The sequence below is a fragment of the Aeromicrobium sp. Root472D3 genome (assembly GCF_001426485.1).
Lineage (GTDB): Bacteria > Actinomycetota > Actinomycetes > Propionibacteriales > Nocardioidaceae > Aeromicrobium.
Map to the genome: position 1 here is coordinate 2,879,999 of NZ_LMET01000001.1, position 20,489 is coordinate 2,900,487.

Below are 20,489 nucleotides of genomic sequence, written 5' to 3' on the forward strand. Positions count from 1 at the left end.
TTCAGGCGACGCGCGCGGCGTCCTCGGCCAGCTCGAGGTAGACCGTCATGCACGCCGAGCACGTCGCCAGGTGCGTGTGGACGCGCTCCTGGTCGCGGGCCGTAGCGGTGCGACGCAGCACGCGGACGAACAGGGCGCGCACCTCGGTGTGCGCCTCGCCCTCGGGCGCCTCGGTCTTGACGTGCTGGCGCAGGTAGGCCTCGCGGAGCCCGGCCCGGGCGCGGTAGACCAGCGCCGAGACGCTGTTGGGGCTCAGGTCGAGCATCGCGGCGATCTCCTGCGGCTTGCGGCCGTCGACGTCGAGCGCCCAGAGGACCTCGCGCCACCGGTCGGGCAGCGAGGCGTACGCGGCGCGGACGGTCTCGCGCTCGAACGCGTCGAGCGTGCCGGCGCCGAACTCGACGGCCGAGTCGATCTGCGTGTCGTCGTCGGTGGGACGGACGCGCTTCTCCTGCTTGGCGCGCGCGCCGCACTCGTGGCGGATCGTCGTGAACAGGTAGGCCCGGAACGACTCGGTGGGGCCCTTGCCGCGCTGCAGCAGGTCGAGCACGCGGGCGAACGCCTCGTTGACGACGTCGTCGGCCTCCTCGCGCCGCCCCAGGTGGCGGGCCAGACGGAAGGCGCTGTACTCGTAGCGGCGGTAGAGCTCGGAGTACGCGTCGTCGCTGCCGGCGCGGGTCCGCGCGATCAGGACGGCGTCGTCGACCTCGCCCTCGGCGTCGTCGATGTACGCGTGGACGTGAGCGGTACTGCCGTGCATGTTCTTCCCCTGGGGTCGTCCGTCCCCCGACGGCACATGAGCTGTATGTCTATGTCCAACGATTCGGAGCCGCGCATGGGGAAGATTGCTCGTATGAGGAGCATCACGCATACTCGGCCGCCAGCGTAACCCGACGTCCTACCGGCGGGTACGGACCGAAGTCCCGACCCGGGTGTGACCTGTGGCACGTCGCCGACGTGCACGACACCGGCGGCCCCGCGACACGGCTAGGATGGGACCAGCACCGGGTCGCCCTATCTAGCGATCACGGGCTCGACGTCCCCGGCCGCACCAACGGCGCGGGGACACTCTCTTTCCCGGCGTGTTCCCGGCGTGGCGTCAGGCGGGTTCGGCGGGGTCGGCATCGGCGAAGACCGCCGCGAGCGTCGGGCGGAGGCGGAACAGCTCGTCGAGGCCCGAGATCCGGAAGATCGCGACGACCCGGCGCGTGGGGGCGACGATCGCGACCGACCCCTGCCGCAGCAGCATCTTCTTGCGCGCCAGCACGAAGACGCCCAGGCCGATCGAGTCGACGAACGTCACGCCCGACAGGTCGAAGACCAGACGGTCGGCCCCCGCGTCGGTGACCTCGACGACGACGTCGCGCAGCTGCGGCGCGGTGTCGATGTCGATCTCGCCCGCGACCTCGATCACGGTGAAGGGGTCCTCGTGCCGGACTCCCACCGTCAGCTGCTGCGTCATGCCTCATCCCCGATACGTCGAAACGCCGATGCGTCGAACCACGGCGGGACGAACGGCCCGCCGCCTGGCTGCTGCACAACCGCCCCGATTCTAGTCACGCGCTGCTGCGAGGATCGACACATGGTCACCGACACGTCGCAGCAGATCGTCGACCAGTGGCTCGCCGCCTGGACGCACACCCGCGACCTCACCACGTCGCGCCTCGACGGCTGGCCCCTGGTGCGCGTCGCCGCGCCGTCGCGCGAGACCGAGCTGGTGTGCGTCGACCCCGGGGTCGAGACGTGGCAGGACCTCACGCATCACGTCGCCGGCGACCCGCGCGCGATGCTGACGGTGATGGCCCACGACGTCGGCCCCTACCTGACGGCGAGACGACGCGACGGCGTCCGTGTCGACCGCGACGACGAGGCGCTCATGTCGGTGCGACTCGACGACGCGCCCGTGCCGGCGCCGCCGGACGGGCTGACGTCCCGCTGGGACGTCGACGAGCACCACGTGACCTACACGCTCGAGTCGGGCGACGCCGTCGCTGCGGTCGGCACCGTCGGGATGCTCGGCGACGTCGCGACGTTCGACCGCGTCGAGACGATGCCCGCCTTCCAACGGCGAGGGCTGGGCCGGCACGTCATGGCCGTCCTCACGGCGCAGGCCCACGGCCGGGGCGCGACCCTCGGGCTGCTGGCCGCCAGTGCGCAGGGCCGCGCCCTCTACACGACGCTCGGCTGGCGGACGCGCCTCGAGATGCTCTCGGTCATGGGCGCCTGACCCTTCCTCCCCGTGTCCCGCCGGACGCGGCCGGCGGGTGAAGGCCTGTCGCAGGTGAGGTACGCCTCATGCGAAAATGGGGCGGACGACCCCCGCTCGGGGTTGAATGTCACGACACCCGGACCACCGCACCAGAGGACATCCATGCCCCGCATCTCCCGTCGCACGTTCGTCGCCGCTCCCGCCGAGGTGGTGTGGTCCCTGGCCGGCGACTTCGCCGAGTGGCACCCGAAGCTGCGCATCTACACCAACGGGCCCGAGGCGTCGGCCGAGCTCGTCGTGACGATCGTGTCGAAGGACGACGAGGCGCGCACGCTGTCGTACTCGATGCCCGAGCCGCCGTTCCCGATCAAGGACCACCGCGCGACGATCCTGGTCGAGCAGGCCGCGCACGAGGGCACGTCCTACGTGACCTGGTCGGCCGAGTTCACGGCCGACGAGGCCGACCTGCAGGAGCTCGAGGACTCCCTGGGCGACGACGTGTTCAAGCAGGCCCTCGACCGGCTCGCGACGGCGGCGCAGGACTCCTACGGCGCCGAGCAGGTCGCCAAGGCGCGCTGAGCCCCTCCCGCCCCCGCGGGCGCCGGGTCGGCCTCAGCTGCGCCAGTCCTTGAAGCCGACGACGATCAGGCGCATCTGCCGTCGCGCGCCCTCCTTGATGCGCTCCTCCAGGTCGGGCCGGCCGTCGGGCATCTCGACGACCTCCTCGGCGTTGGAGACCATGTTGCGGACGAACAGCCGCGACACCATCTGCACGTCCTCGGTCGACCACGTCTCGATGTTGGGCAGACGCGCCAGGACCACGGCCAGCTCGCTGACGAACAGGTCGAGCTCGTGGCGGATGGCGCGCCGGACGGCCTCGGAGCCGCCGACCCGCTCGCGCGCGACGAACGCGAAGTGCGCCTTGCTGTGCTTGACCGCCTCGACCAGCACGTCGGCCGCGGCGTCGATGATGTTGTCGAAGACCTTGGGATCGCGCTGCGCCTCGCGGATCATGCGGCGCAGCGTCGAGAACGACTGCTCGACCAGCGCGAGCCCCAGCTCGTCCATCGAGTCGAAGTGCCGGTAGAACGCCGTCGGCACGATCCCGGCGTGGCGGGCCACCTGGCGCAGGCTGATCTGGGCGAATCCCTGGTGCTGGGTCAGCTCGAGCGCGGCCGCCAGGATCGCCTGCCGCGTGCGCCCCTTCTGCTCCTGGCGCGAGGCAGCCTGCACGGACTCGGTCATGGCGACAGCGTATCGCGCCGATTTGGGTGAACACCTGTGTTCACCGTGCCTCACCTCACGCGGCGCGTCGGTTGCCTCGGCGGCATCGGTCGGGCACACTTTGAGTGTACGCACGTTCACTGAATCGACGGGGGCCACGCATGGGCATCATCCGCACGGCGCTGACCTCCACGGCGGTCCGGTCCCTGACCTCGCCCAACTCGATCGACGACTACCTCGAGCAGGTGCACCCCATGCTCGCGGCCGACCACGTGCGGGCCCGCGTCGTCGAGGTGCGCCGCGAGACCGGCGAGGCCAGCACCGTCGTGATGCGCCCCAACGGCGCCTGGCGTGGGTTCCGCCCCGGCCAGCACGTGCAGTTCGGCGTCGAGGTCGACGGAACCCGCCGCATCCGCGTCTTCTCGGTCTCCAGCGCCCCCTCGTCCCGGCGCCGTGACCGGACCTTCAGCGTCTCGGTCAAGGCCCACCCCGACGGCTACGTCTCGCAGTTCCTGCACCGCGAGCTCGCCCCGGGCACGATCGTCTACCTGTCGCAGGCCGAGGGCGAGTTCGTCCTGCCCGAGGCCGTCCCGTCGACGCTGCTGCTGGTCAGCGGCGGATCGGGCGTCACGCCCGTCATGTCGATGCTGCGCACGCTGCGCGACCGGGGACACGCCGGCGACGTCACGTTCCTGCACTACGCCCGCAGCCGCGACGACGAGATGTTCACCGACGAGCTCGACGAGATCGCGGCGACGACGTCGATGCGGGTCGTGCGGGTGTACACCCGGGCCCCCGAGTCCGATGCCGAGCTGGCCGGACGCTTCCACGTCGACCACCTCGAGCACCTCGGCATCGACCCCGCCACGACCCTGACGTACGTGTGCGGTCCCGCGGGCCTCATCGCGTCCGTCCGCGACACGTACGACGAGCTCGGAGCGGCCGACCAGCTGCGCCAGGAGTACTTCAAGGTGCCGAGCGTCGACGTCGACGCCGCCGACGCGACCGGCACCCTGGCCTTCGACGACTCGCTCGTCGAGGCCCCGAACACGGGTCAGACGATCCTCGAGCAGGCCGAGGCGGCGGGCCTCCAGCCGGACTTCGGCTGTCGCATGGGCGTCTGCAACACGTGCGCCCTCAAGAAGAACAGCGGCGCCGTCCGTCACGTCGTGACCGGCGAGATCAGCGCCGACACCGACCAGACCATCAAGATCTGCGTGCAGGTCCCCGTCGGCGACGTCAACGTCGCCCTCTGAGACCCGACCGCCTCCCACCCCACCGACCCACGATCTCGCCCACCACGAAGGACGTCACATGGCCATCACGCTCCGCCGGTCCAAGAAGGCCGCGATCAAGCCCCGCAGCGCCAGCTCGCACAACGCGGCACCCCTGACGCTGATCAACCCGTTCTCCGACAAGCCGGCCACGATCGGCCTCGACCACATGACGTACGAGCAGCTCGACGAGTTCGGGCGCGAGCTCGACGCCGTCCGCCAGCGCGTCCTCGACGACCTGGGCCAGAAGGACGCCGACTACATCCGCCGCGTCATCCGCGCGCAGCGCGCCAGCGAGGTGCTGGGTCGCATCGGCATCTTCATGCCGTTCTTCCCGCCCGCGTTCATCGCCGGCATCGTCTTCCTCGGCCTGGCCAAGATCCTCGACAACATGGAGATCGGCCACAACGTCATGCACGGCCAGTACGACTGGATGAACGACCCCATGGTCAACGGCGCGCGCTACGAGTGGGACAACATGGCGCCCGCCCAGGACTGGAAGCACGGCCATAACTACATTCACCACACGTACACCAACATCCACGGCATGGACCGCGACATCGGCTACAACCTGCTGCGCATCGACGCCGACCAGCCCTGGTACGGCACGCACCGGTTCAACCTGCCGCTCGCCTTCGTCCTGATGATCGTGTTCGAGTGGGGCGTCATGTACCACGGCATCGAGCTCGACCAGTACCTCCAGGGCAAGATCAGCAAGGCCGACTTCCAGGCCCGCAAGAAGCGCGCGATGCAGAAGATCCGCCGCCAGGTGTTCAAGGACTACGTCGCGTGGCCCGTCGTCGGACTGGCGCTGGTCCCGTTCGTCGGCTGGTGGGCCCCCCTGGCGATCCTGGGCGCCAACGTCGTGTCGAACATCATGCGCAACATCTGGACGTTCCTGATCATCTTCTGCGGCCACTTCCCCGCCGAGGTGCAGACGTTCGCCGAGGAGGACGCGCAGAACGAGTCGCGCGGCCAGTGGTACCTGCGCCAGCTCCTGGGCTCGGCCAACATCTCGGGCCACGCCCCCTTCCACGTCCTCACGGGCAACCTGAGCTACCAGATCGAGCACCACCTGTTCCCCGACATCCCGGCCCGTCGCTACCCCGAGGTCGCCGAGGACGTCAAGCGTCTCGTCGAGCAGTACGGCCTGACCTACAACACGGGTCGTCTGTCCAAGCAGCTCGCCAGCGTGGCCCGCCAGCTCGCGGTCTACGGACGCAAGCCGAGCGATCCGCTCAAGGTCGGCAACAGCCCCGAGTCCAAGGCGCTGCGCCGCGCCAAGCGCGAGGAGGCCGCCCGTCGCGTCGAGGCCCTCCGTGGGACACAATTGACCTCGTAGTCACCTGCGAGCGAGAAGAGGCACCACGATGGCGCTGAGCCGGCGAGAGATCGCCAAGGACGTCGTCCAGCAGTCGACCGAGGCGGCGATCGGCAGCGCAGGGCACGTCGTGGCGATCCTGTTCGAGACGGCTCGCAAGATCACGGCCGAGATCGGCGCCTTCGGCACCGAGATCTTCGAGATCGCCGAGGCCAGCAAGCGTGCCGGCGAAGACCTCGACGACACCAATCCCGTGCGCCCCTAGCGACGAATCAAAGACATGCAGAAAGACAGTCACCGACGCAGCGTCGCCGTCGTCGGATCAGGGGTCTCGGGACTCACCGCGGCCTACGTCCTGCGCGACGAGTGGGACGTCACGGTGTTCGAGGCCGACGACCGCGTCGGCGGACACGCGCACACCCACACGATCGCCGATCCCGGTGCAACGCACCGCGTCGACACGGGGTTCATCGTGCACAACGACCGCACGTACCCGCTGCTGCGCCGCCTGTTCCGCGAGCTCGACGTCGAGGTCCACCCGACCGAGATGAGCATGAGCATCCACTGCGACGGGTGCGGTCTGGAGTACGCCGGCGGCCGTGGCGGCAAGGGCATCTTCGCGCAGCGCCGGCGCCTGCTCGACCCCCGCTACCTCGCGATGCTGGTCAACGTGAAGCGGTTCGGCCGCCTCGCGCACGCCCTGCTCGACAGCCCGGCGGACGACCGCGAGCCGCAGACGTACGGCGACTTCCTCCAGGCCCACGGCTTCAGCGACTACTTCGTCTCGCACTACGCCATCCCGGTCGTCTCGTGCGTCTGGTCGTCGGGGCACGAGACGGCGCTCGAGTACCCCGCGCGCTACCTGTTCGAGTTCCTCAAGCACCACGGCTTCCTGTCGATCAAGGGCTCGCCGCAGTGGTTCACGGTCGTCGGTGGCTCCGGCACGTACGTCGACAGGGTGCGGGCCGCGATCTCCGAGCGCGACGGCTGCGGCGTGCAGGCGTCCAGCGCGATCACCTCGATCACCCGCACGGCTGACGGGGTCGAGCTGGTCGACGCCTCGGGCACGACCCACCGGGCCGACGCCGTCGTCATCGCGACCCACGCCGACGACGCCCTGGCGCTGCTGACCGATCCCACCGACGACGAGCGCAGCGTCCTCGGAGCGTTCGAGTACTCCGACAACGAGGTCCAGCTGCACCGCGACCCGTCGTTGCTGCCGTCGGCCCCCGCGGCCCGCTCGGCGTGGAACTACCGCATGGACGGCTGCTCCGACCGCAGCGACCACTCCGCCGTGACGTACTGGATGAACCGCCTGCAGGGCATCGAGAGCGCCGAGCCCTTCCTCGTGACGCTCAACTCCGCCGAGAGCATCGACCAGTCCACCGTGCTGGCGACGATGGCCTACACGCACCCCATCTACACGCCGTCCTCCGTCGCGGCGCAGGGCGAGCTCAAGCGCCTGTTCTCCGACCGCACGGTGTACGCCGGCGCGTACCACGGGTGGGGGTTCCACGAGGACGGCTGCCGGTCGGGCGTCGACGCGGCGGCCGCCCTGGGCACTGCATGGTGACGACGGGGCTGCCCCCGCTCCCGGCGCTCGTCGAGGGAACCGTCGGGCACACCCGCCGCACTCCCCTGCGGCACCGCTTCTCGTACCGCATCTACCAGTGGCTCGTCGACGTCGACGACCTCCCTCGCATGGCGCTCCCCCTGCGTCCGTTCTCGACGTTCAAGGCGTCCGACCACATCGGCGACCCCGACGACACGATCCGCGCCAACATCGAGCGGTTCTGCGCGGCGCAGGGCGTCGACGTGTCGGGCCACCGCCTGATCATGCTGGCGAACGCCCGGGTCCTCGGCCACACCTTCGACCCGCTCAGCGTCTTCTGGGCCCTCGCCCCCGACGGATCGCTGACGTGCATCGTCGCCGAGGTGCACAACACGTACGGCGAGCGCCACGCGTACGTCCTGCGCCCCGACGCCGACGGCCGCGACTCGGTCGACAAGGCCTTCTACGTCTCCCCGTTCTTCACCGTCGAGGGCTCGTACGACCTGCAGTTCGCGCTGACGCCCGACAAGGTCTCGTCGACGATCATCCTGCGTCAGGGCGGCGAGGCCGTTTTCAGCGCGACGTTTCGGGGAACACCCCGGCCAGCCACGGGCGGCAGGCTCGCACGACTTCTCATCAAATTGCCGCTCATGACCCATCGCACCAGCGCCCTGATCCGAATACAAGGTGTCTGGCTCTGGATGAGACGGCTGCCGGTCGTCCGACGTCCGGCTCACGAACCGCAGGAAGGCACCCGATGACGCAGCTCGCCACCTCTCGATGGCCCGGCATCGCGAACACCCCCCGTACGCCCTTGAGGGCGCGAGTGGCCCAGGCGATCCTGCGGCCCACGGTCGACCGCGTGCCGGTGCGGCTCACGTTCGCCGACGGCAGCACGTGGGGCGCCGGTGGACCCGACTCCCCCGAGATGCGGGTCGTCCGCCCGAAGGCGTTCTTCTCGCGCCTCGGCGCCGACACCAAGATCGGCTTCGGCGAGGCGTACATGGCCGGCGACTGGACGACGGGCGACTCGACCGACCTCGCCGACCTGCTGGCCCCGTTCGCGGAGCGGCTGACCGCGATCGTCCCGGTGCCGCTGCAGAAGTTCCGCGTCTTCGTCGACAAGAAGCTGCCGCACGCGCAGCGCAACTCCGTCGAGGGCTCGAAGAAGAACATCGAGGCCCACTACGACCTGTCGAACGACCTGTTCGCGCAGTTCCTCGACCCGAGCATGAGCTACTCCGCCGCGTGGTTCGAGAGCGCCGAGCAGGACCTCGAGTCGGCGCAGCTGCGCAAGATCGACGGCATCCTCGACCAGGCGGGCGTCACCGAGGGCACGCGCGTGCTCGAGATCGGCAGCGGCTGGGGTGCGCTCGCGATCCGCGCCGCGCAGCGCGGCGCGAAGGTCACCACGATCACGATCTCGAACGAGCAGGCCGCCCTGGCCGAGGAGCGGTTCGCCGAGGCCGGCGTCGACGTCGACCTGCAGCTCGTCGACTACCGCGACGTGACGGGCGAGTACGACGCGATCGTCAGCGTCGAGATGATCGAGGCGGTCGGCGAGGAGTACTGGCCGACGTACTTCCACACCATCGACCGCCTGCTCGCCCCGGGCGGCAAGGTCTCGATCCAGGCCATCACGATGGAGCACCACCGCTACCTCAAGACCCGCAACTCGTACGGGTGGATCCAGAAGTACATCTTCCCGGGCGGCCTGATCCCGTCGCTCGACGCGATCGACGAGACCCTCGCCGGTCACACGACGCTCGAGGTCACCGAGCGGCGCTCGCTGGGCCAGGACTACGCCCGCACGCTGCACGAGTGGCGCGACGCGTTCAACCGCAACTGGGACACGATCAACGCCCAGGGGTTCGACGAGACGTTCCGCCGCATGTGGGAGTTCTACCTCGCGTACTGCGAGGCCGGCTTCCGCGTGGGGTACATCGACGTGTTCCAGCTGCAGATGACCCGCCCGAAGGAGGCCTGACCATGGCCGCGATCTCCCGCCTTCCGATGCCCATCCAGGAGACCTACGAGTGGCAGTACGACGGTGCCTGCCGCGGGGTCGACCCGGAGACGTTCTTCTCGCCCGACGCCGAGCGCGGACCGCGCCGGCGCGCTCGCGAGTCGGCGGCCAAGGCCCTGTGCGCGGTGTGCCCCGTCGTGCAGGAGTGCCTCAACCACGCCCTGACCGTCCGCGAGCCGTACGGCGTGTGGGGCGGGCTCACGATCAACGAGCGCGACCAGCTGCTGCGCGAGACCGCCTGACGAGCGCGGCGAGCCACGTCACCAGCCGTAGCGGGGGGCGTGCAGCTCGTTGCTCTTGGGCCACGGGTTGATCGAGCAGCCCTTGAGGCCCTTCGACTGCTGCTGCATGACGGGTGCCTTCTGCCCCTTGCCGCCGCACGAGACGTGGCCGCGTCCGAACCAGTGGCCGGTCTCGTGGTTGACGACCATGTGGCGGTAGTCGCGCAGCGTGCCGTCGCGGTCGTCCCACGCCGGCGTGGCCCGCTGCCACCGCGTCTCGTTGATCACCACGTTGCGGCCGACGCGGCAGCTGTAGGTCGTGCTGCAGGCCGACGAGAAGCTCGGCACCTTGGACGCCTGGCTGAGCCACAGCGTGAAGTCGCCACCCGACGACACCCGCTTGAACCGGACGCCCATCGCTCGCCACCCGCGCGGGTCGTCGTACGTCTCCTGCGCGAGCCTCTTGAACGTCGCGACGCTCGCCGAGACCGAGCCGCGCGTCCGCACCGAGTACGTCACGGTCTTGCGGACGCTGCGCAGGTTGGTGGCGGTCCTGGCCTGCGACACCGCCGTCACGGTCGAGAAGCCCGGACGCGAGGCCTTGACGCGGAACGTGATGCGGTGCCCGACGTCGGCGGACCGCACGCGGTGGTGACGGCCCTTCGCGCCGCCGATGGGCCGGCCGTCGCGCAGCCACCGGTAGTCGAGGTCGGCCCGGCGCGAGAACGAGCCGGTGCGCCCCGTCAGCTTCCTGCCGTACTTCGGGCTGCCCGTGATGCTCGGAGGGCGCGTGCTGGCGAACGTCCCCTTGGCGACCGGCCCGGTCGGGGCGCTGGTGACCGAGACGGGCGCGGCTCCCGGACGCGTGCCGGTCACCCGGACGGCGTACGTCGTGCCGACGTCCGCGACGTCCGACAGCGCGCGGGTCGTGTTGGCGGGCGAGTCGGTCCCGACCGGCGCGCCGTTGCGCAGCCACTGGTACGAGAACGACACGTCGCCGGGCGTCCACGTGCCCGGCTGCGCCGTGAGCGTCTGCTCGAGCTGCGCCGTGCCGGTGACGGCCGGCGGCGCGGTGCTGACGACGGCCTCGTCGGCGACGGCCGGCGCCGCCAGCAGCAGCGACGCCGTCAGCACGGCGCCGGTGACGAGGGCCGCGGCACCCCTGATGGACATGGTCATGATCGGCACCTTCCGTGGTCGACGACCCCCTGACGATACCTGCCGGCGATCGTGCCGGGTCTCCGCGAGGGCTCAGGCGTAGAAGATGCGCTCGACGACCTGCCGCGCGTGACGCGTCGTGCGCAGGTAGTCGTCCATGAGCCGCTCGCTGTGCTCCATGCCGTAGCCGAGCAGGTGCGCGACGCCGGCCCGCTCGCCGGCCTGCTCGACCATCGACGCGGCGGGCTTGCCGCGCATCAGCACGACGGCGTTGCGGATGCGGCTGACGAGCCGCCACGCCGTCTCGAGCGTCTCGGCGTCGTCCGGCGGCACGAGCCCGGCCTCGACCGCGGCGTGCAGGGCGTCGAGGGTGCGGGTCGTCCGCATGCCGGGCACCGCGTGGGCGTGCTGCATCTGCAGCAGCTGCACGGTCCACTCGACGTCGGCGAGCCCGCCGCGACCCAGCTTGAGGTGCGTCTTGGCATTGGCGCCGCGCGGCAGCCGTTCGGAGTCGACCCGCGCCTTGATGCGGCGGATCTCGCGCACCTCGGCCGCCGTCGCGCCACCGACGGGCCAGCGCAGGGGGTCGATCAGCTCGGTGAAGCGCGCGCTGAGGTCGGCGTCGCCGATCGTCGCGCTGGCCCGCAGCAGCGCCTGCGCCTCCCACACCGCCGACCACTTCTCGTAGTACGCGCGGTACGACGCGAACGAGCGCACGAGCGGCCCGTTCTTGCCCTCCGGGCGCAGCTCGGCGTCGACCTCGAGCGCGGGGTCGTCGCCGGGCGCGGCCAGCATCTTGCGCAGTCCCTGGGCGACGGCCATCGCGGCCGATGCCGCGGCACCCTCGTCCGCACCCTCGAGCGGGTCGTGGACGAACATGACGTCGGCGTCGGAGCCGTACCCCGCCTCGCCACCGCCGAGGCGGCCCATCAGGATGATCGCCATGCGCGTCGGCATGGGCCCACGGTCGGCCTCGACCGCGGCGGTCGACGCCTTCAGCGCCCCGGCCAGCGTCGCGGTCGAGATGTCGGTCAGCGCCTCGCCGACCTCCGTGATGTCGAGCCGTCCCAGCACGTCCGCGATGCCGACGCGCGACAGCTCGCGGCGGCGCACGCGGCGGACGGCGCGGATCGCGTCGGCCGAGCTGTGGTGCCGGTCGGCCGCGAGGTCGACCTCGGTGCGCAGGCGCTCGCGCTCGAGGGGCCGCAGCTCGGCGTCGTCGCCCAGCAGCGCGACGGAGTCGGGCGCGCGCAGGATCAGGTCGGTGACGTAGCGGCTCGACGACAGGACGTGCGCGAGCTGCTCGGCTCCCGCACCCTCGTCGCGCAGCTTGCGCAGGTACCAGTGCGTCTCGCCGAGTCCCTCGGAGATCTTGCGGAACGCCAGCAGGCCGCCGTCCGGGTCGGGCGAGGCCGCGAACCACGCGAGCATCGCCGGCAGCAGCGACTTCTGGATCGACGCCCGGCGCGACAGCCCCGAGGTCAGCGCCTGGATGTGCGTCAGCGCCCCCTTGGGGTCGATGAAGCCCAGCGCGGTCAGCCGCTGCTCGGCCGCGAGCGGGGTCAGGCGCAGGCCGTCGGTCGGCAGCGAGGCGACGGCCTCGAGCAGCGGCTGGTAGAACAGCTTCTCGTGCAGGCGCCGCACGATGCGGCGGTGCGCCTGCCACTCCTTGACCAGGCTGTCGGCCGGGTTCGACCGGAAGCCCATGCTGCGGCCGATGCGGCGCAGGTCCTCCATGTCGTCGGGGACGATGTGGCTGCGCCGCAGGCGGTAGAGCTGGATGCGGTGCTCGAGGGTGCGCAGGAACTCGTACGCCTCCTCCATCGCGGCGCCGTCGCGGCGACCGACGTACCCGCCGTCGATCAGCGCCGTCAGTGCCGTCAGGGTCGTGGGGCTGCGCAGGCTCTCGTCGGCGCGGCCGTGCACGAGCTGCAGCAGCTGCACCGCGAACTCGACGTCGCGCAGCCCCCCGGCCCCCAGCTTGAGCTGACGCTCGCGGTGCGCCGAGGGGATGTGCTCGATGACGCGCTTGCGCATCGCGCGGACGTCCGGCACGAAGTTCGGGCGGGTGCTGGCGAACCAGATCATGGGCGTCAGGGCGTCGACGTAGGCCCGGCCGAGCTCCTCGTCGCCCGCCGCGAACCGGGCCTTGAGCAGCGCCTGGAACTCCCACGTGCTGGCCCACTTCTCGTAGTACGCGACGTGGCTGCCGAGCGTGCGCGAGAGCGAGCCGTTCCTGCCCTCCGGTCGCAGGTCGGCGTCGACCTCCCAGATCGTCCCCTCGCCGGTGTGCTCGCGACACAGCTTCATGACGGCCGACGCCAGCCGGGTCGCGGCCGTCGCGGCCTCGTGGTCGTCGGCGCCCTCGGCGGGCTCGTGGACGAAGATGACGTCGACGTCGCTGAGGTAGTTGAGCTCGTGACCGCCGGTCTTGCCCATCGCCATGATCGTCAGGCGGCACCGGTCGGCGGCCGGCTCGTTGGCGCGGGCGATCGCGAGGGCCGCGCCGAGCGTCGCCACCGCGAGGTCGGACAGCTCGGCCGACGACTGCTCGAACGTCGTCAGCGCCGTCAGGTCGCGTGCCGCGACGTGCAGCAGCTTGCGGTAGTAGGCCACGCGCAGCTCGTCGGCCGTCGTCGCCTCCTCCATCTGCCGGCGCCTCTGCTCGAGCGCGATCGGCACGGGCGACAGCTCGTCGGACGCGAGGTCGCGCACGTGCTCGGGCCGCTTGGCCAGGAAGTCGCCGAGCGCCTCGCTGGTGCCGAGCACGACCAGGAGGCGCTGGCGCAGCTCGGCGTCGCCCTCGAGCAGCGCGAACAGCTCGGCGGCACCCATGCGACCGGCGATGCCCGCCAGCGACGACAGCGCGGTGTCGGGGCTCGCGACCGTCGCGATCTGGTCGACCAGGTCGGGGGGCACCTCGCCCATCGAGGCGAGCAGGCCGACGGCCCCCTCGCCGTCGCGGAAGCCCTTGCGGACGAGTTCTCGTGCGTCGATGACCACCGGCTCAGGCTACCGTCCGACGGACGGCGACCCGCCGGGCCGCGTCAGGCTGCCTCACACCATGGGCATGAGGCGGTCGATCTCGAACTGCGTGACCTGCGACCGGTAGTCCTGCCACTCGGCGCGCTTGTTGCGCAGGAAGAAGTCGAACACGTGCTCGCCGAGCGTCTCGGCGACCAGCTCGCTGGCCTCCATCGTGCGGATGGCCTCGTCGAGGTTGCGCGGCAGCGGGGCGATGCCCATGGCCTTGCGCTCGTTCTCGCTCAGCGACCAGACGTCGTCCTCGGCCTCGGGCGGCAGCTCGTACTTCTCCTCGATGCCCTTGAGACCCGCGGCGAGCACCAGCGCGAACGCCAGGTACGGGTTGCACGCCGCGTCGATGGCACGGTTCTCGACCCGCGCCGAGTTGCCCTTGTGCGGCTTGTACATCGGGACCCGGATCAGGGCCGAGCGGTTGTTGTGGCCCCAGCACACGTAGTTGGGCGCCTCTCCCCCGCCGGCCAGGCGCTTGTAGGAGTTGACCCACTGGTTGGTCACGGCCGTGATCTCGGGCGTGTGGCGCAGGACGCCGGCGATGAACGCGCGACCGGTCTGCGACAGCTGGTACTCGGCGCCCGCCTCGTAGAACGCGTTCTCGTCGCCCTCGAACAGCGACACGTGCGTGTGCATGCCCGAGCCGGGGTGCTCCGTGAAGGGCTTGGGCATGAACGAGGCCCACTTGCCCTGGCTCAGCGCGACCTCGCGCACGACGGTGCGGAACGTCATGATGTTGTCGGCCGTCGAGAGCGCGTCGGCGTAGCGCAGGTCGATCTCCTGCTGGCCGGGGCCGCCCTCGTGGTGGCTGAACTCGACCGAGATGCCCATGTTCTCGAGCATCGTGATGACCTCGCGACGGAAGTCCTGGCCGCCACCCTGGGCGGTGTGGTCGAAGTAGCCGCTGTCGTCGACCGGGACGGGGCGGTCACCCTTGTCGGGCTTGCCCTTGAACAGGAAGAACTCGATCTCGGGGTGGGTGTAGAACGTGAACCCGGCCTCGGCGGCCTTCTGCAGCGCCCGCTTGAGGACGTGGCGCGGATCGGCGTACGACGGGGTGCCGTCGGGCAGCAGGATGTCGCAGAACATGCGGGCCGTCGCGGGCGTCTCGCCGCGCCACGGCAGGATCTGGAACGTCGACGGGTCGGGCATCGCCAGCATGTCGGCCTCGTGCACGCGGGCGAAGCCCTCGATCGCCGAGCCGTCGAAGCCGATGCCCTCGGCGAAGGCACCCTCGAGCTCGGCCGGGGCGATCGCCACGGACTTCAGCGATCCGAGGACGTCGGTGAACCACAGACGCACGAATCGGACGTCGCGCTCCTCGAGCGCACGCAGCACGAAGTCTTCCTGTTTTCCCATGCCGTCATCCTCGCATGCACCGTGTTACGGCGAGGTGAACCGGGGCGCTTCGTCCCGTGCCGACCGGTGGCGGCGCGGGACGGGCCCCGTGGGCCGACGATAGGCTCCTCGCATGCCCCAGCTCCGCCTCGCCCTGGCCCAGGTCAACGCGACCGTCGGCGACCTGCCCGGCAACGCCGATCTCGTCGTCGAGCACTGCCGCGACGCCGCCGCGCAGGACGTCCACCTCGTGGTGTTCCCCGAGATGGTGCTGACGGGCTACCCGATCGAGGACCTCGCGATGCGGGCCTCGTTGATCACGGCCTCGCAGGCCGCGATCGAGGCCCTCGCGGCCCGGCTCCTCGACGAGGGGTGCGGTGACGTCGTGGCCGTCGTCGGCTACCTCGACCGCGCCGAGGGCCTCGCCGAGGGGCTCGGCATCCCCAAGAACGCGCCGACCAACTGCGTCGCCGTGCTGCACGGCGGACGGGTCGTGGCGCGTCAGGCCAAGCACCACCTCTGGAACTACGGCGTCGGCGACGAGATCCGCAACTTCGTCCCGGGCCACACGATCAACGTCGTCCAGATCGGCGGCATCGACGTCGCCCTCGCGATCTGCGAGGACCTGTGGCGCGACGGCCCGTCGGCGGCGGCCAAGGCGGCCGAGGCGGCACTGCTGGTCGTCCCCAACGGATCGCCGTACGAGGCCGACAAGGACGACGTGCGCCTCGAGCTGTGCTCGCGCCGCGCCGCCGAGGGCGACTGTGTGCTGGCCTACGTCAACCTGGTCGGCGGCCAGGACGAGCTGGTCTTCGACGGCGACTCGATCGTCGTCGACCAGCACGGAGAGGTCCTCGGGCGCACGGGCCAGTTCGAGCCCGAGCTGCTCGTGGTCGACCTCGAGCTGCCGGCGGCGACCCCGTCCATGCCCGACTCCGACGAGCGCTTCGGCGGGCTCGAGATCAAGCGCACGATCATCTCCGCCGAGCCCTTCGACGCCTACGAGCCGCTGCCGACCGTCACGAACGAGCGGCTGCCGCGGCACCAGGAGATCTGGACGGCGCTCGTGACGGGCCTGCGCGACTACGTCGGCAAGAACGGCTTCTCGTCGGTCCTGTTCGGCATGTCCGGCGGCATCGACTCGACCCTGGTCGCCGCGATCGCGGTCGACGCGCTCGGGGCCGACCGCGTCTTCGGCGTGTCCAACCCCAGCGCGTGGTCGACCGAGCACTCGACGTCCGACGCGGCCGAGCAGGCGCGCCGCACGGGCCTGACGCTGCAGACCGTGCCGATCGCGCCGATCTTCGACCAGTACCAGCAGGCGCTGCACCTCGACGGCCTGGCCGAGGAGAACCTGCAGGCGCGCATCCGCGCCGTCATCTGGATGGGGCTGTCGAACCAGCACGGCCACCTCGTGCTGGCGTGCGGCAACAAGTCCGAGCTCGCGACGGGCTACTCGACGATCTACGGCGACGCGGTCGGCGGCTACGCGCCGATCAAGGACGTCCCCAAGACCCTGGTCTGGGAGCTCGCGACCTGGCGCAACGCGTACGCCGCCGAGCGGGGTGAGACGCCGCCGATCCCCGAGGACACCATCAGCAAGCCGCCGTCGGCCGAGCTGCGCCCCGGGCAGCTCGACTCCGACTCGCTGCCCCCGTACGACCTGCTCGACGCCGTGCTCGACGCCTACGTCGAGCGCGACCTCGGCTCGGCCGACGTCGTGGCCGAGGGCTTCGACCCGGCCCTGGTCGAGCGCGTCATCGGGCTGGTCGACCGCGCCGAGTACAAGCGCCGCCAGTACCCGCCGGGACCCAAGGTCTCGCGCCGCAACTTCGGCCGCGACCGCCGCGTGCCGATCACGCACCGCTGGCGCGAGAAGCTCTAGCGGACGTCACCGCCCGGGTGTCGACGCGGCGGCGGACGGCGCGCGGGATCCGATCGTCAGCACCTCGTCGATGCGGTCGAGCACGCGGGGCGAGTGGGTGACCACCACGATGCTCCGTCCGGGTCCGAGCGCCAGGACGTCGTCGAGCAGCTCGTCGCCGGCCCGTTCGTCGAGATGCTCGGTGGGCTCGTCGAGCACCAGCACGCGGTGACCGCCCAGCACCAGCCGCGCGAGGCACAGGCGCTGGCGCTCGCCGCCCGACAGGCGCCCGCCCCGCTCGCCGACCTCGGTGTCGAGACCGCCGGGCAGCGACCGCACGAAGTCGCCGAGACCGGCCCGCCCGAGGGCCACCAGCAGGTCGGCGTCGGTGGCGGACGGGTCGGCGATGCGCAGGTTCTCGCGGATCGTGGTGTCGAACACGATCTCGTCCTGGCCCAGGTACCCGATCGTCGAGCGGACGTCCGAGGCCGCCAGCGTCCGCACGTCGACACCACCGAGGCGCACCGTGCCGGCGCGTGGCTCGATCAGGCGCGCGATCGTCAGCGCGAGGGTGCTCTTGCCCGACCCGCTGGGCCCCCTGACGGCGACGACCCCGCCCTCCGGCACCACGAGGTCGATGCCGGAGACCAGCGTCGAGTCCCAGCCGATCGCGAGACCCTCGAGCTCGAGCGCGAACCCGGACGGTGCCCCGACCGGGCGCGCGGGATCGGTGACGGCCTCGGACGCCTCGGCGAGCTCGGCCAGGCGCCGCTCGGCGTCCTCGATGCCGGGCCGCAGCCCCTCGGCGTCGGCGACGGCCGTCAGCGGCTCGACCAGCGCGAGGGGCGCCAGCACGACGACGCCCACCAGCACGGGGTCGAGCCCCCCGGACAGCGCCGCGACCGCGGCGACCGCGACCCCCGCGCCGACCAGGACGATCGCCTCGCCGACGCCCGCGAGCCGCGACGTGCGCCGCTGCGCGTCCGACAGCAGGTCGATGCTGCGGTGCGCCGACGCGCGCAGCAGGTCGGTCGCGCCGTACGCGACGAGGTCGGGCGCGGCCACGACCCCGTGGCTGACGTCGGCGGCCAGGTCGCCCCGCCACCCCGACGACCGGTCTCCCGATCGGCGCACCGCCCGGGGCACGACGACGCGCACCAGGACGAGCACGACGGCGGTGCCAAGACCCACCACCAGACCGGAGACGGGATCGACGACCACGAGCAGCGCGACCGTCAGCAGCGACGACGCGAGCGCCACGATCCACGGGCTGCGGAGCCGCAGCATGCGGTCCTGCACCGCGTCGACGTCGGACACGACGCGACTCACGAGGTCGCCCCGCCGTCGTCCCGGCACGCCGACCGGCGCGACGCGGTCGAGGTCGCGGTACGCCGCGACCCGCGCCTCGGTGACCCGGGCGAGCGCGACGTCGTGCGTCAGCAGCCGCTCGACGTAGCGCAGTGCGGCCCGGCTCAGGCCGAAGAAGCGCACCGCGACGATCGCGACCATCAGGTACAGGACGGGCGGCTGCTCCGCCGCCCGCACGATCAGCCACGCCGACACCAGCAGCAGCCCGATCGCGGCGAGCTGCGACAGCACCCCGAACGTGCGACCCCACGCCAACTTCGTCATGCCCGCGCCTCCTCCAGCTCGCTCGCGACCTGTCGGTCGAGCCGCAGCTCGCGGTCGGCCGCGCCGATCGTCTCGGGCCGGTGCGCCACGACGACGACCGTGACGGCGAGCCCCCGCAGGGTCGCCAGCACCGCCGCCTCGCGGACGCCGTCGAGACCCGCGGTCGGCTCGTCGAGCAGCAGGAGCCGCGCGTCGCCGCGCCGGATGCGCAGCACGGCGCGGGCGATCGCGATGCGGCGACGCTCCCCCGCCGACACGTCGTCGCCGGACTCGCTGACCACCCGGTCGAGCCCGAGGTCGTCGGCGCCGGCGCTCCGCAGGGCCGCGACGACGTCCGCCCGGGACGATCCGCGGTCACCCAGCCGCACGTTCTCCTCGATCGTCCCCTCGACGAGACCCGGCACCTGCGGCACCCAGGCGACCTGCTCGCGCCACGCGACGGGGTCGATCGCCGCGAGGTCGACGTCGTCGACGAGCACGTGGCCGGACGTCGGCCGCTCGAAGGCCATCAGCAGCGACAGCAGGGTCGACTTGCCGCTGCCCGACTCCCCCGTCACCGCCACGAACTCGCCGGGGCGGATGCGGTGGTGCGACAGCGCGAGACTCGCCGACGAGCGTCCGCCGTGGCGCACGACCAGTCCGTCGAGGACGATGTCGGCCGACCCGAGGTCGGGCGCGGGGAGCGTCCCGGTGTGCCGGTCGTGCTCCAGCAGCGCGAGCAGCCCGGACGTCGCCTCGGCCCCCTCGGTGCTGTCGTGGAACAGCGACCCGAGCCGCTTGATCGGCGCGAACGCCTCCGGCGCGAGCAGCAGCACGAACAGGGCCGGCGCGAGCGCCAGGTGGCCCTCGACGACCCGCAGCCCGACGCTGACCGCCACGAGCGCCACCGCGAGCGTCGAGAACAGGTCGAGCACGAACGACGACAGGAAGGCCAGCCGCAGGGCACGTCCCGACTCGCGGCGGTGCCGGTCGCCGACCTGTCGCAGGCCCTCCTCCTGCCGACGTCCGAAGACCTTCAGGACCGTCAGTCCGTCGAGGACGTCCGCGAAGTGCCGGCCGACGCGCTCCAGCGCCTGCCAGCGCCGATCGATGCGGTCCTTGGTCACGAGACCCACCAGCACCAGGAACACGACAGTCATCGGCAGGGTCACGCCCACGACGACCGCCGACAGCGGGTCGGCGACGGCGATCGCGACGACCATGGTCGGCGGGACCAGCGCCGAGAGGACGACCTGCGGCAGGAACCGGCCGACGTAGCCGTCGAAGGCGTCCAGGCCGGGACCGAGCAGCGTCACGACCCCCGCGCTGCTCGGCCGCGGGCCGAGCCGACGCGGGTCCATCAGGTCGTCGACGACCTCGCGGCGCAGCTCGGCCTTGACGGTCGCCGCGGCGCGGGCGGCGACGGCGGTGTGCACCCAGGCGATCGCGGCCCGCAGCGCGAGTCCGGCCAGGATCGCGAGCGGCACGGCCGCGACGGGCTCGGCGTCGAAGCGCCGGGCCACGACGTCGGCGACGAGGTACGCGACTCCGACGACGGTCGCGGCCGTGCCGACGCCGAGGGCGACGCTGGTGGCGAGCAGCCGGCGGACACCGCGCGAGCGACGCACGAGGCGGGGGTCGAGAGGAGGCATCGC

At 71.6% G+C, this 20,489-nt stretch carries 18 protein-coding genes; 10 read left to right on the plus strand and 8 right to left on the minus strand.

The window, feature by feature from the left end; genetic code table 11:
• Position 1: 1 nt before the first annotated feature.
• Positions 2 to 760 (minus strand): RNA polymerase sigma factor, encoded by a 759-nt coding sequence (locus ASD10_RS14155; protein ID WP_056609490.1) that lies wholly within the window; start codon positions 758 to 760, stop codon positions 2 to 4.
• A gap of 339 nt (positions 761 to 1,099) precedes the next feature.
• Positions 1,100 to 1,462: an STAS domain-containing protein gene (locus tag ASD10_RS14160; RefSeq protein ID WP_056609492.1), complete on the minus strand. Its 363-nt coding sequence runs from the start codon at positions 1,460 to 1,462 to the stop codon at positions 1,100 to 1,102.
• A gap of 120 nt (positions 1,463 to 1,582) precedes the next feature.
• Here ASD10_RS14160 and ASD10_RS14165 point away from each other — a divergent pair, with 120 nt between their 5' ends.
• Both ASD10_RS14165 and ASD10_RS14170 read left to right on the plus strand, forming a co-directional pair.
• Complete coding sequence (locus ASD10_RS14165; RefSeq protein WP_056609495.1) at positions 1,583 to 2,227, plus strand: GNAT family N-acetyltransferase; 645 nt, start codon at positions 1,583 to 1,585, stop codon at positions 2,225 to 2,227.
• 144 nt (positions 2,228 to 2,371) lie between these two features.
• Positions 2,372 to 2,788, plus strand: coding sequence for an SRPBCC family protein (locus tag ASD10_RS14170; RefSeq protein ID WP_056609497.1), 417 nt, complete (start codon positions 2,372 to 2,374; stop codon positions 2,786 to 2,788).
• A 33-nt stretch (positions 2,789 to 2,821) separates the two neighbouring features.
• On the opposite strand, the gene ASD10_RS14175 is transcribed toward ASD10_RS14170, so the two are convergent.
• Positions 2,822 to 3,454 (minus strand): TetR family transcriptional regulator, encoded by a 633-nt coding sequence (locus ASD10_RS14175; protein WP_056609499.1) that lies wholly within the window; start codon positions 3,452 to 3,454, stop codon positions 2,822 to 2,824.
• Positions 3,455 to 3,594: 140 nt separating this feature from the next.
• On the opposite strand from ASD10_RS14175, the gene ASD10_RS14180 reads away from it, so the two are divergent.
• The 7 genes from ASD10_RS14180 to ASD10_RS14210 all read left to right on the plus strand — a co-directional run bounded on the left by ASD10_RS14180 (position 3,595) and on the right by ASD10_RS14210 (position 9,848).
• Entirely contained in the window at positions 3,595 to 4,689 is a 1,095-nt protein-coding gene (locus ASD10_RS14180) for a ferredoxin reductase (protein ID WP_056609501.1), read from the plus strand.
• A gap of 58 nt (positions 4,690 to 4,747) precedes the next feature.
• Positions 4,748 to 6,049, plus strand: coding sequence for an acyl-CoA desaturase (locus tag ASD10_RS14185; protein ID WP_056609503.1), 1,302 nt, complete (start codon positions 4,748 to 4,750; stop codon positions 6,047 to 6,049).
• A gap of 28 nt (positions 6,050 to 6,077) precedes the next feature.
• Positions 6,078 to 6,293, plus strand: coding sequence for a hypothetical protein (locus ASD10_RS14190; protein WP_056609505.1), 216 nt, complete (start codon positions 6,078 to 6,080; stop codon positions 6,291 to 6,293).
• Positions 6,294 to 6,308: 15 nt separating this feature from the next.
• Positions 6,309 to 7,601, plus strand: a complete 1,293-nt coding sequence (locus ASD10_RS14195) for an NAD(P)/FAD-dependent oxidoreductase (protein ID WP_056609507.1) — start codon at positions 6,309 to 6,311, stop codon at positions 7,599 to 7,601.
• Positions 7,595 to 8,341 (plus strand): DUF1365 domain-containing protein, encoded by a 747-nt coding sequence (locus tag ASD10_RS14200; protein WP_056609509.1) that lies wholly within the window; start codon positions 7,595 to 7,597, stop codon positions 8,339 to 8,341. The genes ASD10_RS14195 and ASD10_RS14200 overlap by 7 nt, the downstream gene beginning before the upstream one ends.
• Before the next feature lie 65 nt (positions 8,342 to 8,406).
• Complete coding sequence (locus ASD10_RS14205; protein ID WP_235501882.1) at positions 8,407 to 9,567, plus strand: cyclopropane-fatty-acyl-phospholipid synthase family protein; 1,161 nt, start codon at positions 8,407 to 8,409, stop codon at positions 9,565 to 9,567.
• 2 nt (positions 9,568 to 9,569) lie between these two features.
• Complete coding sequence (locus ASD10_RS14210) at positions 9,570 to 9,848, plus strand: WhiB family transcriptional regulator (RefSeq protein ID WP_056609514.1); 279 nt, start codon at positions 9,570 to 9,572, stop codon at positions 9,846 to 9,848.
• An 18-nt stretch (positions 9,849 to 9,866) separates the two neighbouring features.
• On the opposite strand, the gene ASD10_RS14215 is transcribed toward ASD10_RS14210, so the two are convergent.
• The 3 genes from ASD10_RS14215 to glnA all read right to left on the minus strand — a co-directional run bounded on the left by ASD10_RS14215 (position 9,867) and on the right by glnA (position 15,380).
• Positions 9,867 to 11,006, minus strand: coding sequence for a DUF3152 domain-containing protein (locus ASD10_RS14215; protein WP_157432610.1), 1,140 nt, complete (start codon positions 11,004 to 11,006; stop codon positions 9,867 to 9,869).
• Between the two features lie 72 nt (positions 11,007 to 11,078).
• Positions 11,079 to 13,988, minus strand: a complete 2,910-nt coding sequence (locus tag ASD10_RS14220) for a bifunctional [glutamine synthetase] adenylyltransferase/[glutamine synthetase]-adenylyl-L-tyrosine phosphorylase (protein WP_056609518.1) — start codon at positions 13,986 to 13,988, stop codon at positions 11,079 to 11,081.
• 54 nt (positions 13,989 to 14,042) lie between these two features.
• Positions 14,043 to 15,380 carry a type I glutamate--ammonia ligase gene (gene glnA, locus ASD10_RS14225; RefSeq protein ID WP_056609520.1) on the minus strand — a complete coding sequence of 446 codons (1,338 nt, stop codon included), beginning with the start codon at positions 15,378 to 15,380 and terminating at the stop codon, positions 14,043 to 14,045.
• A gap of 112 nt (positions 15,381 to 15,492) precedes the next feature.
• On the opposite strand from glnA, the gene ASD10_RS14230 reads away from it, so the two are divergent.
• Positions 15,493 to 17,244: an NAD+ synthase gene (locus ASD10_RS14230; protein WP_056609521.1), complete on the plus strand. Its 1,752-nt coding sequence runs from the start codon at positions 15,493 to 15,495 to the stop codon at positions 17,242 to 17,244.
• A gap of 6 nt (positions 17,245 to 17,250) precedes the next feature.
• Here the strand turns inward: ASD10_RS14230 and cydC are convergent, their stop codons facing one another.
• Entirely contained in the window at positions 17,251 to 18,855 is a 1,605-nt protein-coding gene (cydC, locus tag ASD10_RS14235) for a thiol reductant ABC exporter subunit CydC (protein ID WP_056609522.1), read from the minus strand.
• The gene (gene cydD / locus ASD10_RS14240; RefSeq protein WP_157432611.1) at positions 18,852 to 20,486 is read right to left on the minus strand and encodes a thiol reductant ABC exporter subunit CydD; all 1,635 of its coding nucleotides are present in this window, start codon (positions 20,484 to 20,486) and stop codon (positions 18,852 to 18,854) included. Before cydD ends, cydC begins: the two co-directional genes overlap by 4 nt.
• Positions 20,487 to 20,489 lie beyond the last annotated feature (3 nt).

Excerpts from the sequence above, each read along its gene's own strand:
- ASD10_RS14200 (WP_056609509.1), top strand. The coding sequence starts at position 7,595 with ATGGTGACGACGGGGCTGCCCCCGCTCCCGGCGCTCGTCGAGGGAACC.
- ASD10_RS14180 (WP_056609501.1), top strand. The coding sequence starts at position 3,595 with ATGGGCATCATCCGCACGGCGCTGACCTCCACGGCGGTCCGGTCCCTG.
- ASD10_RS14215 (WP_157432610.1), bottom strand. The coding sequence starts at position 11,006 with ATGACCATGTCCATCAGGGGTGCCGCGGCCCTCGTCACCGGCGCCGTG.
- ASD10_RS14170 (WP_056609497.1), top strand. The coding sequence starts at position 2,372 with ATGCCCCGCATCTCCCGTCGCACGTTCGTCGCCGCTCCCGCCGAGGTG.
- ASD10_RS14155 (WP_056609490.1), bottom strand. The coding sequence starts at position 760 with ATGCACGGCAGTACCGCTCACGTCCACGCGTACATCGACGACGCCGAG.
- glnA (WP_056609520.1), bottom strand. The coding sequence starts at position 15,380 with ATGGGAAAACAGGAAGACTTCGTGCTGCGTGCGCTCGAGGAGCGCGAC.
- cydD (WP_157432611.1), bottom strand. The coding sequence starts at position 20,486 with ATGCCTCCTCTCGACCCCCGCCTCGTGCGTCGCTCGCGCGGTGTCCGC.
- ASD10_RS14210 (WP_056609514.1), top strand. The coding sequence starts at position 9,570 with ATGGCCGCGATCTCCCGCCTTCCGATGCCCATCCAGGAGACCTACGAG.
- ASD10_RS14190 (WP_056609505.1), top strand. The coding sequence starts at position 6,078 with ATGGCGCTGAGCCGGCGAGAGATCGCCAAGGACGTCGTCCAGCAGTCG.
- cydC (WP_056609522.1), bottom strand. The coding sequence starts at position 18,855 with ATGACGAAGTTGGCGTGGGGTCGCACGTTCGGGGTGCTGTCGCAGCTC.
- ASD10_RS14165 (WP_056609495.1), top strand. The coding sequence starts at position 1,583 with ATGGTCACCGACACGTCGCAGCAGATCGTCGACCAGTGGCTCGCCGCC.
- ASD10_RS14175 (WP_056609499.1), bottom strand. The coding sequence starts at position 3,454 with ATGACCGAGTCCGTGCAGGCTGCCTCGCGCCAGGAGCAGAAGGGGCGC.
- ASD10_RS14195 (WP_056609507.1), top strand. The coding sequence starts at position 6,309 with ATGCAGAAAGACAGTCACCGACGCAGCGTCGCCGTCGTCGGATCAGGG.
- ASD10_RS14185 (WP_056609503.1), top strand. The coding sequence starts at position 4,748 with ATGGCCATCACGCTCCGCCGGTCCAAGAAGGCCGCGATCAAGCCCCGC.
- ASD10_RS14160 (WP_056609492.1), bottom strand. The coding sequence starts at position 1,462 with ATGACGCAGCAGCTGACGGTGGGAGTCCGGCACGAGGACCCCTTCACC.
- ASD10_RS14230 (WP_056609521.1), top strand. The coding sequence starts at position 15,493 with ATGCCCCAGCTCCGCCTCGCCCTGGCCCAGGTCAACGCGACCGTCGGC.